Genomic DNA, 12036 nt, shown 5'->3' on the forward strand with positions numbered 1-12036 from the left:
TCTCCTCGGCCGCTCACGGTGGCCGTGTCGCTTCCGCTCTGAGGGACCCCGTGCCGATGCTCGCACCACCCGTGGTGCCGCGCGCTCCGGGCGCGCCGCCGTGCGACGGCCGGTGCCCGCAGAATGCCCGCTGTGCACTTTCCCGTCCGTTTACGCGCGATGGCCGACGGGTGTCGATCGGTTGTACAGCATGTGCCCGATCCCGTACGCCTCGTGATCGGGCCTGTCCGGCGGAGCAGAGTAGCCGGACATCGACGACGCGGCCACCCCGTGCGCGAGGATGGTGGCCATGAACGCCATCATCTCCGCATCCGAACTCGCGAGCGACCTGGCGGGGGACAGCCCGCCGGTCCTGCTCGACGTCCGCTGGCAGCTGAGCGTGGCCAAGGCGGCCGGTGAACCGGCCTTCGACGGCCGGGCCGAGTACGCGGCCGGGCACCTTCCCGGCGCGGTCTACGTGGACCTGGACCGGGAGCTGGCCTCCGCGCCCGGCGAGCACGGCCGCCATCCGCTGCCGGACCTCCCGGAGTTCGGCGCCGCGATGCGCCGCGCGGGCGTGTCGTCCCGGACTCCGGTGGTCGTGTACGACGGCGGACAGGGCTGGGCGGCCGCCCGCGCCTGGTGGCTGCTGCGCTGGACGGGTCACCCGGACGTGCGGGTCCTCGACGGCGGGTTGCCCGCCTGGCAGGGGGAGCTGTCGGTGGACGTACCCGAGCCGGCCGAGGGCGACTTCGAGCCGTCGCCGGACGCGGCCGGGCTGCTCGACGCGGACGGGGCCGCGGCGCTGGCCCGCTCCGGGGTGCTGCTGGACGCGCGGGCCGGGGAACGCTACCGGGGCGAGATCGAGCCGATCGACCGGGTCGGCGGACACATCCCGGGCGCGGTGTCAGCTCCCACGACCGACAACGTCGGGGCGGACGGCCGCTTCCTGCCCGCCGAGGAACTGGCCGCACGCTTCAAGGCCTTCGGTGCCTCGGACGGCTCGCAGGTCGGCGTCTACTGCGGCTCCGGCGTCTCCGCCGCGCACGAGGTGCTGGCCCTGGCGGTGGCGGGAATCCCGGCCGCGTTGTACGTGGGCTCCTGGTCGGAGTGGTCCGCGGACCCGTCACGACCCGTCGCCGTGGGCCCCGACCCGCAGTAGCGGCACAGCCGGAGGGCCCGCACCGGCGACGGATGCGGGCCCTCGTCAAAGACTCGTACAGCTCGTACGGACTGTTGTACGACCGACTACTTCTGAGACCGACTACTTCTCAGGCCGACTACTCCTGCGACTGACTACTCCTGCTTCTTGCGTCTCGTCCCGAACACGATCTCGTCCCAGCTCGGGACCGCCGCCCGGCGGCCCGGGCGGACGCCGTCCGCCTCGGCCTGACGGTCGGTGGAGCCGGTCAGACGGTCGCGGTGGGCTCCGACGGAACGCGGCATCAGGACGTCCGCGTAGGCGGAACCGGCCGAGGCCGCGGGGGCCGGGGGCTCCTCCGCCTCGGGTTCGAGTGCGGGCTCCTCCTCCGGAGGGGACTCCACCGGGCGCTCCGGGACCACCAGGTCGCCCCGGAAACTCGGCACCGCCTCCAGCAGGCTGGTCAGCGAGTCCCGCTCGCTCGTGCTCTCCTCCGCGGCGGGCTCGTCGAGCGACGACGCCGGCAGGCTCGGCCGTTCCCGGTCGAGGGCACGGTCCAGCGGACGGTCGCGCGGCAGCCGCGCGATACGCGGTACGAACGGGAAACTGGGCTCCGCCGCCGCGAGGTCCTCGGACTCGCCGATCAGCGAGCGCGCCTCCTCGTCGACGGCCTGCACGAGCCGCCGGGGCGGGTCGTACGTCCAGCTCGCCGAGTGGGGTTCGCCCGCGACCAGGTAGACCAGCAGGACTTCCCAGGTGCCGTCGTCGCGGCGCCAGGAGTCCCACTGGACGGAGTCCTTCTCGGCGCCGCGCAGGGTCAGCCGCTCCTGGACGGCCTCGCCCAGTTGCGGGCCCGCGTTCTCGCCCGGGCGGCGCACCGGAGTCTTCCGGGCCCGCTCGGCCATGAACGCGCGCTCGGCCAACACGGGACCCTCGAAACGCCGTACGCGATCGACGGGGATGCCAGCCATCTGTGCGACCTCTTCCGCGGTCGCGCCGGCGCGTATACGTGCCTGAATGTCTCGGGGGCGGAGATGGCTCTCCACCTCGATCTCGATCTGGCCGAGGCGGGGACGGTCGCCGCGTACGGCGGCACGCAGACGCTCGTCAATCGGAAGCGTGTACTCCGTGCTGTCCGCAGCCTTCAGCACCAGCCGTGTGCCGTCATTCGAGACGGCCACGACACGCAGTTCGGGCATGGGGACCTCCCGGGTGGTGCCTGCCGACGTCACGTGCGTCGCTGCTTCCGCTAGTGAGTGTGGCCTGCCCGGGTGCAGCCTGCCACAACCTTGCCGAGTCGCCCGGCGTGTCGGGCACGGGCCCTGGATCGCCGTTATGGCACGGTTACCTATTCGCAACGCTAAGTGACCAACTCCGTCACCCTGTGCAACTAGCCCCCTCCTGGCGTTCCTTGAAGGCCACGGACGCCCTGGCGGGAGACCTGACCCAGGGCTCGCAACAGTACTCCATTTGGGCCACGTGCGTGGATTGGCACGCCGCCCGACTTTCTGGACTTGGGCCTTTTCCGGGGAGGGGGTGACCCCTCCGCTACGGCCCCAACACCCTGCGCAAGTAGTCGTTCTGGAATCGGCGCTCCGGATCCAGCCGGTCCCGCAGCGCCCTGAACTCGCCGAAGCGCGGGTAGACGCCGGCGAAGTAATCGGTGTCCCGGGTGTGCACTTTGCCCCAGTGCGGCCGTCCCTCGTGCGCGGTGAAGACGCGTTCCGCGGCGGTGAAGTAGGCCTGGTAAGGCGTCCCTTTGGCCATGTGGACGGCGATGTACGCACTGTCGCGGCCCGAAGCCGTGGACAGCGTGATGTCGTCGGCCGGGGCGGTGCGCACCTCGACCGGGAAACTGATCCGGAGAGCGGATCGGTCGACCATCGCCTTCAGTTCGCGCAGCGCCTCGGTCACGGCCGCGCGCGGGACGGCGTACTCCATCTCCACGAAACGCACACGGCGCGGTGATGTGAAGACCTTGTGGGGAATGTCGGTGTAGGTCCGCGCGGACAGGGCCTTGCTGGAGATCTGCGCGATCGACGGGATCGTGGCGGGCACCGCGCGGCCGACCCAGTTGGCCGCCTGGAACACGCCGTTGGACAGGAACTCGTCCTCGAACCAGCCCACGAGCCGGCCCACCGGCTTCTCCGGGCCCGCGCTGCGGTTGTTGCGCTTGGTGTTGGTGCTGCCGGTGTGCGGGAACCAGTAGAACTCGAAGTGCTCGTTCTCGGCCCACAGTTCGTCGAACTCGGCGACGACCCGGTCGAAGGGCATCGGCTCCTCGCGGGCCGTGAGCAGGAAGATCGGCTCCACGGCGAAGGTGATCGCGGTGACGACACCCAGGGCCCCGAGGCCTATGCGGGCCGCGGCGAACACCTCCGGGTTCTCCTTCTCGGAGCAGCTCAGGACCGAGCCGTCCGCCGTGACCAGTTCCAGGGCCCTGATCTGGGCCGCGATCGAGGCCGACTCGCGGCCCGTGCCGTGGGTTCCGGTGCTGGTGGCCCCGGAGACCGTCTGCTCCATGATGTCGCCCATGTTGGTGAGCGACAGGCCCTCCCGGGCCAGGGCCATATTGAGCCTCTTGAGCGGGGTTCCGGCCTCGACCGTGACCGTCATGGCATCACGATCAATGTTGCGGATACCGGTCAACAGTTGAGGGTGGATCATCACACCGTCGGTGGCGGCGATCGACGTGAAGGAGTGCCCGGTACCGACGGCCTTCACCTTCAGACCGTCCTCGGCCGCCTTCCGCACCGCCTCGGCGAGCTCCTCGACGGAGGCCGGAGTGACCTCCCGCGCGGGGTGCGCGGCGACATTGCCGCCCCAGTTACGCCACGTGCCGTTCTTCCGGCTCGCTGTGCTGCTCAACGGTCCCTCCCCGACGCGGAGCCGGCCTGCTGAGCCGGCGGTACCCGAGGAAACCGACCGCGACCGCGACGGCCCCGGACACCGCCGGAACCCCGTACCCGGCCCGCGCGCCGGCGGCGTCGATCACCCAGCCGGCCACGGAGGAACCGAGCGCGACCCCGACCGCGAGCCCGGTGCTCACCCAGGTCATGCCCTCGGTCAGTTGCGCGCGTGGTACGTGCTGCTCGATGAGGGACATCGTCGTGATCATCGTGGGAGCGATGGACAGGCCCGCAACGAACAGCGCCACGGCCAGAAACGGCAAGTTTCCGACCAGTAGGAGGGGGATCATACTCACGGCCATCGCACATATGCCCAGCAACCAGCGAGGTTCGGCTGCCCCCTTGAAGCGCAAAAGCCCGAACACCAGCCCCGCCACGCAGGAGCCCGCCGCGTACAGCGCGAGGACGACGCTCGCGGCGCTCTTGTGTCCCTGCTCGTCGGCGAAGGCCACGGTGACCACGTCGACCGCGCCGAAGATCGCGCCGGTCGCCACGAAGGTGCCCACCAGAACCTGGAGGCCGACGGAGCGCAGCGCCGAGCCGCCGCCGCGGTGCTCACGCGGATGCGGGGCAGGCTCGGTGGCGCGCTGGGCGGTCAGCCAGAAGACACCGGCGGCCAGGAAGCACGCGGCGAGTAGGGGACCCGCCTCCGGGAACCAGGCCGTGGACAGGCCGATGGAGATGATCGGCCCGAAGATGAAGCAGACCTCGTCGATCACGGACTCGAAGGAGTACGCGGTGTGCAGCTGCGGGGTGTCCCGGTACAGGGCCGCCCACCGCGCGCGGGTCATCGCGCCGATGCTGGGCACGCAGCCGATGCCGGCGCTGAACACGTACAGCGTCAAGTCCGGCCACTCGTAGTGCGCGGCGAACAGCAGCCCGGCCGCCGCGGCAAGTGCGATCAGCGTCGCCGGCCGCAGCACCCGCCGCTGCCCGTACCGGTCCACCAGACGCGAGACCTGGGGGCCCGCCGCCGCGGCGGCGAGCGCCATGGTGGCCGACAGGGCACCGGCCAGGCCGTACCGCCCGGTGAGCTCGGAGACCATCGTCACCACGCCGATGCCCATCATCGACAGCGGCATACGGCCGAGGAAGCCCGCGACGGAGAAGCCCTTGGAGCCTGGGGCGGCGAACAGGGCGCGGTAGGGGCTGGGCACGGGGTCTCCGGTCGGAGTAAGGCGTGAATGCGGCTTATACAGCTTACGAGTCGGGCGACGCCGAACGAACCACGTCGTACGCACCACGTCGGGTGCACCACGTAGGGCGGATCGGGAACCCGGGCGGTCACCCCGCCGTTTCCCGGCTGTCAGTACCGGATGACAGGATCGACCCATGCCAGACGCGCTCGATGCCACCCCCTACGACGCCCTGCTCCTGCTCTCGTTCGGCGGCCCGGAAGGGCCGGACGACGTCGTCCCGTTCCTGGAGAACGTGACGCGGGGGCGCGGTATCCCCAAGGAACGACTGAAGGAAGTCGGCCAGCACTACTTCCTGTTCGGCGGGGTCAGCCCCATCAACGACCAGAACCGCGCTCTCCTGGACGCCCTCCGCAAGGACTTCGTGGAGCACGGCCTGGACCTTCCGATCTACTGGGGCAACCGCAACTGGGCGCCCTACCTCACGGACACCCTGCGCGAGATGGTCACCGACGGCCACCGCCGCATCCTCGTCCTCGCCACCAGCGCCTACGCCTCCTACTCCGGCTGCCGGCAGTACCGCGAGAACCTCGCCGACGCGCTCGCCGCGCTTCAGGCCGAGGGCCTGGAGCTGCCGAAGGTCGACAAGCTGCGGCACTACTTCAACCACCCGGGCTTCCTGGAGCCCATGATCGACGGCGTCCTGCGCTCCCTCGCCGACCTCCCCGAGGACGTCCGTGACGGCGCGCACATCGCCTTCACCACCCACTCGATCCCGACCGCGTCCGCGGCCACCTCCGGCCCGGTCGAAGGCCACGGCGACGGCGGTGCGTACGTGAGGCAGCACCTGGACGTCGCGCGGCTGATCGTCGACGCCGTCCGCGAGCGCACGGGCGTCGACCACCCCTGGCAGCTCGTCTACCAGTCCCGCTCCGGCGCCCCGCACATCCCGTGGCTGGAGCCGGACATCTGCGACCACCTCGAGGAGCGGCACACGGCCGGGGTCCCGGCCGTCGTCATGGCCCCCATCGGTTTCGTCTCCGACCACATGGAGGTCCTGTACGACCTCGATACGGAGGCCGAGGCCAAGGCCGCGGAGCTGGGCCTGCCGGTGCGCCGCTCGGCCACCGTCGGCGCCGATCCGCGCTTCGCCGCCGCGATCCGCGACCTCACCCTGGAGCGTGCCGCCGTCGAGCGCGGCCAGGAGGTCACCCCGTGCGCCCTGGGCGCGCTCGGCGCCGACCACAACCTCTGCCCGGTGGGCTGCTGCCCGGCCCGCGCCCCCCGGCCCGCCGCCGCGGGCGCCGACAGCCCCTACGCCTGAGGAGCCCCGTGACCGACCCCCTGCACTCGGAACTGCTCGAGCTGGCCCAGGAGGCCGCCCGTCGCGCGGGCACGCTGCTGCGGGACGGCCGCCCGGCCGACCTCGCGGTCGCCAGGACCAAGTCGAGCCCGATCGACGTGGTCACCGAGATGGACATCGCGGCGGAGAAGCTGATCACGGACCTGATCTCCGAGCACCGCCCGCACGACGGCTTCCTCGGCGAGGAGGGCGCCGCCACCGAGGGCAGGAGCGGTGTCCGCTGGGTGATCGACCCGCTCGACGGCACGGTCAACTACCTGTACGACCTGCCGACTTGGGGCGTCTCCATCGCGGCCGAGCAGGACGGCGAGACCGTCGTGGGGGTCGTCGCCGCCCCGATGCGGGGCGAGACGTATCACGCCGTCCGTGGCGGGGGCGCCCGCGCGACCGGCGCCTGGGACGGCGAACGGGAACTCGTCTGCCGTCCCGCGCCGCCCCTGGAGCAGGCCCTGGTCTCGACCGGCTTCAACTACGTCACCGAGGTCCGCGTCCACCAGGCCGAGGTCGCCCGCAAGCTGATCCCGCTCCTGCGCGACATCCGGCGCAGCGGCTCGGCTGCGGTCGACCTGTGCGACGTGGCCGCCGGGCGCCTGGACGGCTACTACGAGCGCGGGCTGCACCCCTGGGACCTCGCCGCGGGCGACCTGATCGCCCGGGAGGCGGGCGCCGTGACCGGTGGACGCCCCGGAGAGCGCCCCTCGCACGCTCTGACGGTCGCGGCCACCCCGGGCGTCTTCGAGCCTCTCCAGCGGCTCCTGGAGGACTTCGGCGCCTGGCGGGACTGACGAACGGCAGGCCCTGGCGGAGCCCGTGAGAAACAGCGGGACCCCGGCGCTGGATTCGCCGGGGTCCCGCTGCCCTGCCTGATCAGACGCTGGTCGCGCCGACCTCCACACCGTGCTCGGCGGCGAGGCGGCGCAGGTCGTCGAGCTCTGCCTGCTCCACCTCGACGAGGAAGTCGTCGCCCTCGTCGCGAGCCCGCGTGAGATCGGACTCGGTCGCCCTTATGCGCTGCAGAAGTCCTGCGGTGAATGCGTCCATGCTGCGCCCCCTCGTCCTGGGTCGTGGGTCGGTGGCACGGGGGTGTGCCGTTCGGAAGGGGCGATCACGTCTCCTGCAGGTGCCCAGCGCAGCCTCCCGTGCTGGGCGGCGACGGTGCCGGACACCCACGCCCGCTCTGCGGAAGCGGATCGCACAGTGCCGCATGGTGGTACGGCACATGCAGAGCGTGATCGCGGGGTGTAAAGCCGTCCTCCCCCCGCTCCCTTCCACGGAAACCTCAACCGGAAGAGAAAATCTCGCATTCCCGGCCTCACACCTGTCCTTCAGGCCGCTCTCACCCGCCTTACAGCCGACTTATGGCCGAAAAGGGCAGGATGGAGGTCAACACACTGACCAAGCTCCCCTGCCCGCGTGCCCCCAGAAGAGCTACGCGGGTGGACATCAGGAAGGACAAGCGACGTGCGCGTACTCGTCGTCGAGGACGAGCAACTGCTCGCCGATGCGGTGGCCACCGGACTGCGCCGGGAGGCCATGGCCGTCGACGTCGTGTACGACGGTGCGGCTGCCCTGGAGCGCATCGGCGTGAACGACTACGACGTGGTGGTCCTCGACCGCGACCTCCCCCTCGTGCACGGCGACGACGTCTGCCGCAAGATCGTCGAGCTCGGCATGCCCACCCGCGTGCTGATGCTCACGGCGTCCGGCGACGTCAGCGACCGTGTGGAGGGCCTGGAGATCGGCGCCGACGACTATCTCCCCAAGCCCTTCGCGTTCAGCGAGCTGACGGCACGCGTGCGTGCCCTCGGCCGGCGCACCAGCGTGCCCCTGCCACCCGTCCTGGAGCGTGCCGGGATCAAGCTCGACCCCAACCGCCGCGAGGTCTTCCGCGACGGCAAGGAGGTCCAGCTCGCGCCCAAGGAGTTCGCCGTCTTGGAGGTCCTGATGCGCAGCGAGGGCGCGGTCGTCTCCGCGGAACAGCTCCTGGAGAAGGCGTGGGACGAGAACACCGACCCGTTCACCAACGTCGTGCGGGTCACCGTCATGACGCTGCGCCGCAAGCTCGGCGAGCCGCCCGTCATCGTGACCGTCCCCGGCTCCGGCTACCGGATCTGATCCCATGGCCGCGACGCCCGCGCCCCCCGCGGCGCCTCCCAAGCCCACCTGGGACCCCAGGAGGCCGGAACCCCCCTTCCCGTGGCTGCGCCCGACCATCCGGATAAGGCTCACGCTGCTGTACGGCGGCATGTTCCTGATCGCCGGCATCCTGCTGCTGTCGATCATCTACCTGATCGCCGCCAACGCGCTGAACGTCGGCAATGACCTGCCCTTCAAGATCGTCTCCGGTCAGGTGACCAGCGACAAGTGCAGTATCGGCTCCAGCACACCGACCGCGGCCGAGCTCAACCACGCGCTCGGCGAGTGCGTGGGGGAACAGCGCCAGCACGCCCTGGACAACCTGCTCAGCCGCTCCCTGCTGGCCCTGCTCGGGCTCGCGATCATCGCCTTCGCCTTCGGCTACGCCATGGCCGGCCGCGTCCTGTCCCCGCTTGGCCGGATTCTGCGCACCGCGCGCGCGGTGGCGGGTTCGGACCTGTCCCGCCGTATCGAGCTGGACGGCCCGGACGACGAGATCAAGGAGCTGGCCGACACCTTCGACGACATGCTGGAGCGGCTCCAACGGGCCTTCACCGCCCAGCAGCGCTTCGTCGGCAACGCCTCGCACGAGCTGAGAACACCGCTCGCGATCAACCGCACGCTCCTCGAAGTGCACCTGTCCGATCCGAACGCGCCCATGGAGCTCCAGCAGCTCGGCAAGACGCTGCTGGCCACCAACGAGCGCAGCGAGCAGCTCGTCGAGGGTCTGCTGCTGCTCGCCCGCAGCGACAACCAGATCGTCGAGCGCAAGCCGGTCGACCTCGCGGAGGTGGCCGAGCAGGCCGTCGACCAGGTGCGCGCCGAGGCGGATGCCAAGGACGTACTGATCCGCGGCGAGCAGAAACCCGCGGTCGTCCAGGGAAACGGCGTCCTGCTGGAGCGCATCGCCCTGAACCTCGTGCAGAATGCCGTGCGGTACAACGTGGCGGAGGGCGGCTGGGTCGAGGTGACGACGGACGTCCAGCACGGCCAGGCGGTGCTCGTGGTGTCCAACACGGGCCCGGTCGTGCCGGCGTACGAGATCGACAACCTCTTCGAACCCTTCCGGCGACTGCGTACCGAGCGCACGGGCAGTGACAAGGGCGTCGGCCTCGGTCTGTCCATCGTCCGGTCCGTGGCCCGGGCGCACGGCGGGCATATTTCGGCGCAGCCGCGCGAGGGAGGTGGCCTCGTGATGCGAGTCACCCTGCCCATCTGAGATCATGGCCCCCGCACAGGACCCGGCACATGGGCATGTTCGCTTTGCGCGGAATTTTCGGGACACCCCCCGAGCAATCTCATGTGTGATCGATCACAAGGCCGATTTTCCAGCCATCTACTGTCCGTGATCATGTAATGGCCGGAAGGCCGGGAAAATCCGGGTTTTCGGGGGTCCTGATCACGGGAAGTACACGGTGAGGCGCCTTTGAAGTGCGGGATTCGGACCGTGTACGGTCCCGATCGCCATCCAACCCGATCACTCATGAGGAGTCCGGTTGGGTGTCGATTGAGTAACAGACCTTGATGTGAGGCAAAATCTCCGCCTCGGGTCGGGCACAAGTCCGGCCTCTCACGCGTTACGTGCGCTGAGACACCTACAGACACCCAGAGGGGGAGAGCGCGACATGGCAACGGATTACGACACCCCACGCAAGACCGACGACGACGTCGACTCGGACAGCCTTGAAGAACTGAAGGCCCGCCGGAACGACAAGTCGACGTCCGCCGTGGACGTCGACGAGTTCGAGGCCGCAGAAGGCCTCGAACTGCCCGGCGCGGACCTCTCGAACGAGGAGCTGGCCGTCCGGGTACTGCCCAAGCAGCAGGACGAGTTCACTTGCATGAGCTGCTTCCTGGTGCACCACCGCAGCCAGCTGGCCCGCGAGAAGAACGGTCAGCCGATCTGCCGCGACTGCGACTGAGGGCGGGTCGGCCGTGACTGGCTCGACCCCACCTCGGAAGCGCCGTTTTCCTCTCGGGAAGGCGGACCAAGGGCCGTCCGACGGCCCGCACGGCGCGCGTGACGACGAGCGGGGCTCATCCGACACAGGATCGGCCTCGCTCGAACCGGCGGCCGGCCGGGCTGACCTCCCGGCGCCGGCCGCGACCCCCGCGCCCGTCGCATGGCGGCGGGCCGCGGTGATCCGGGACAGGGCCAGGGAAGGCGCCCGCAAGAGCGGCAGCCGCGCCAGGGCAGGCCTCGCGTATCTCGCCGACCGGATCATCGACATCGCCCCGCGGATTCCCGTACGTGACCTGGCGACGCTCCGCAGGCACTTCCCCGGGCTGGGGCCCGAAGAACTCGCCGACAAACTCGTGCTGGGCGCGTCGAGCGCGACGGCCACGGTCGGAGCGGGGATCGGTGCGGCCGCGATGATGCCCGTACCGCCCGCGATGCCCACGGAACTGGCCGCCGAGGTCACCGGCGTGGCCGCGATCGAACTGAAGCTGATCGCCGAGCTCCACGAGGTCTACGGCGTGCGACCGCCGGGCAATCTCAAGGAGCGCAGCACCGCGTATCTGAACTCCTGGTCGGGGGAGCGCGGGATCGACGTGGGCAAGCCGTCGACCGTGAGCGCGGCGATGAACAGCCACATGAAGCACCAGCTGCGGCAGCAGATCATGAAGCGCATGGTGCGCAATCTGCCGAACCTGATGCCGTTCATGGTGGGGGCCGCCGTGGGCGCGGTCATGAACCGCCGGGACACCAGGAAACTCGCCGAGCGGATCCGGGCGGATCTGCGCAAGTCGCAGGTGCCGTGGGACGCGCTTCCCGCACTGCCGCCGCTGGAGACCCCGCCGGATCCGCTGGACGTGGGGGACGCTCCGAAGGAGCTGGAGCAGTGACCCTCGCTGGGTGAAATACGGGCTCTATACGGCCGCTCGTGCCGCTGTCAGAGCCTCCGACAGCCGCTCCGGCTCACGGGTCGACAGGTACAGGTACGGCGTCGGGTCCTCCGGGTCCGTGACCTGAACGCGCAGGGCGGTGGGGATGTAGGCGCGCAGCAGCAGGAAGGCGCGGGTGTCGGCCTTGTAGGTGCGCCAGGCGCGGGCCTCCTCCGGGTCCAGGACCTCCGCCTCGCCCAGGGCCGACACCGGGATCTTCGCCTCGCCCGCGATCAGGAAACCGCCCACGACGCGGATGCGCTGCGAGCCGTACGAGCTGGCCACGACCGCCGCCGCGGCGGTGCCGCCGACCAGGCCGCCGAGCATCGGCAGCGTGCCGAAGGGCAGCAGGATCAACGCCATCGAGACCCCGACCAGGAAGGAGATCAGCCACCAGGAGCGGGGTGCGGTGAGGCGTTCTTCGTACGGGGTGGCGGAGGGCTGCATGGAGCCAAGCTTGGCATGGTGTCCGAACACCGCGGACGC

General features: G+C 70.5%; 13 protein-coding genes. 7 read left to right on the plus strand and 6 right to left on the minus strand.

What is annotated here, in order from left to right:
• Positions 1-150 precede the first annotated feature (150 nt).
• Complete coding sequence (locus tag AB0I77_RS16310; RefSeq protein ID WP_363283208.1) at positions 151-291, minus strand: hypothetical protein; 141 nt, start codon at positions 289-291, stop codon at positions 151-153.
• On the opposite strand from AB0I77_RS16310, the gene AB0I77_RS16315 reads away from it, so the two are divergent.
• Positions 290-1141: a sulfurtransferase gene (locus tag AB0I77_RS16315; RefSeq protein WP_363283209.1), complete on the plus strand. Its 852-nt coding sequence runs from the start codon at positions 290-292 to the stop codon at positions 1139-1141. The two genes, AB0I77_RS16310 and AB0I77_RS16315, sit on opposite strands and share 2 nt — an antisense overlap.
• A gap of 134 nt (positions 1142-1275) precedes the next feature.
• Here the strand turns inward: AB0I77_RS16315 and sepH are convergent, their stop codons facing one another.
• From sepH to AB0I77_RS16330, 3 genes are all read right to left on the minus strand, one after another.
• Entirely contained in the window at positions 1276-2319 is a 1044-nt protein-coding gene (gene sepH / locus AB0I77_RS16320) for a septation protein SepH (protein WP_363283210.1), read from the minus strand.
• Between the two features lie 349 nt (positions 2320-2668).
• Positions 2669-3988 carry a D-arabinono-1,4-lactone oxidase gene (locus AB0I77_RS16325; RefSeq protein WP_363283211.1) on the minus strand — a complete coding sequence of 440 codons (1320 nt, stop codon included), beginning with the start codon at positions 3986-3988 and terminating at the stop codon, positions 2669-2671.
• Entirely contained in the window at positions 3948-5186 is a 1239-nt protein-coding gene (locus tag AB0I77_RS16330; RefSeq protein WP_363283212.1) for an MFS transporter, read from the minus strand. Before AB0I77_RS16330 ends, AB0I77_RS16325 begins: the two co-directional genes overlap by 41 nt.
• Before the next feature lie 175 nt (positions 5187-5361).
• Between AB0I77_RS16330 and AB0I77_RS16335 the strand changes: the two genes are divergently transcribed.
• Together AB0I77_RS16335 and AB0I77_RS16340 are read left to right on the plus strand one after the other, a co-directional pair.
• Positions 5362-6489 carry a ferrochelatase gene (locus AB0I77_RS16335; RefSeq protein ID WP_363283213.1) on the plus strand — a complete coding sequence of 376 codons (1128 nt, stop codon included), beginning with the start codon at positions 5362-5364 and terminating at the stop codon, positions 6487-6489.
• A gap of 8 nt (positions 6490-6497) precedes the next feature.
• A complete protein-coding gene (locus AB0I77_RS16340; RefSeq protein WP_363283214.1) occupies positions 6498-7313 on the plus strand; it encodes an inositol monophosphatase family protein in 816 nt (271 codons plus the stop codon).
• 82 nt (positions 7314-7395) lie between these two features.
• Here AB0I77_RS16340 and AB0I77_RS16345 read toward each other — a convergent pair whose 3' ends face one another.
• A complete protein-coding gene (locus tag AB0I77_RS16345) occupies positions 7396-7569 on the minus strand; it encodes a hypothetical protein (protein WP_351909625.1) in 174 nt (57 codons plus the stop codon).
• 420 nt (positions 7570-7989) lie between these two features.
• Between AB0I77_RS16345 and AB0I77_RS16350 the strand changes: the two genes are divergently transcribed.
• The 4 genes from AB0I77_RS16350 (at position 7990) to AB0I77_RS16365 (ending at position 11511) form a co-directional block, all read left to right on the plus strand.
• Complete coding sequence (locus tag AB0I77_RS16350; protein ID WP_007385219.1) at positions 7990-8643, plus strand: response regulator transcription factor; 654 nt, start codon at positions 7990-7992, stop codon at positions 8641-8643.
• A 4-nt stretch (positions 8644-8647) separates the two neighbouring features.
• The gene (locus tag AB0I77_RS16355) at positions 8648-9883 is read left to right on the plus strand and encodes a HAMP domain-containing sensor histidine kinase (protein WP_363283215.1); all 1236 of its coding nucleotides are present in this window, start codon (positions 8648-8650) and stop codon (positions 9881-9883) included.
• A 406-nt stretch (positions 9884-10289) separates the two neighbouring features.
• Positions 10290-10586 carry a DUF4193 domain-containing protein gene (locus tag AB0I77_RS16360; RefSeq protein WP_005481602.1) on the plus strand — a complete coding sequence of 99 codons (297 nt, stop codon included), beginning with the start codon at positions 10290-10292 and terminating at the stop codon, positions 10584-10586.
• Between the two features lie 13 nt (positions 10587-10599).
• A complete protein-coding gene (locus tag AB0I77_RS16365) occupies positions 10600-11511 on the plus strand; it encodes a hypothetical protein (RefSeq protein WP_363283216.1) in 912 nt (303 codons plus the stop codon).
• A 24-nt stretch (positions 11512-11535) separates the two neighbouring features.
• Here the strand turns inward: AB0I77_RS16365 and AB0I77_RS16370 are convergent, their stop codons facing one another.
• Complete coding sequence (locus AB0I77_RS16370) at positions 11536-11997, minus strand: DUF3093 domain-containing protein (protein ID WP_363283217.1); 462 nt, start codon at positions 11995-11997, stop codon at positions 11536-11538.
• Positions 11998-12036 lie beyond the last annotated feature (39 nt).

This window comes from Streptomyces sp. NPDC050619, from assembly GCF_040654815.1.
Lineage (GTDB): Bacteria > Actinomycetota > Actinomycetes > Streptomycetales > Streptomycetaceae > Streptomyces.

Coding starts and splice junctions, on each gene's coding strand:
- sepH (WP_363283210.1), bottom strand. CDS start 2,319: ATGCCCGAACTGCGTGTCGTGGCCGTCTCGAATGACGGCACACGGCTG.
- AB0I77_RS16315 (WP_363283209.1), top strand. CDS start 290: ATGAACGCCATCATCTCCGCATCCGAACTCGCGAGCGACCTGGCGGGG.
- AB0I77_RS16335 (WP_363283213.1), top strand. CDS start 5,362: ATGCCAGACGCGCTCGATGCCACCCCCTACGACGCCCTGCTCCTGCTC.
- AB0I77_RS16310 (WP_363283208.1), bottom strand. CDS start 291: ATGGCCACCATCCTCGCGCACGGGGTGGCCGCGTCGTCGATGTCCGGC.
- AB0I77_RS16360 (WP_005481602.1), top strand. CDS start 10,290: ATGGCAACGGATTACGACACCCCACGCAAGACCGACGACGACGTCGAC.
- AB0I77_RS16355 (WP_363283215.1), top strand. CDS start 8,648: ATGGCCGCGACGCCCGCGCCCCCCGCGGCGCCTCCCAAGCCCACCTGG.
- AB0I77_RS16345 (WP_351909625.1), bottom strand. CDS start 7,569: ATGGACGCATTCACCGCAGGACTTCTGCAGCGCATAAGGGCGACCGAG.
- AB0I77_RS16370 (WP_363283217.1), bottom strand. CDS start 11,997: ATGCAGCCCTCCGCCACCCCGTACGAAGAACGCCTCACCGCACCCCGC.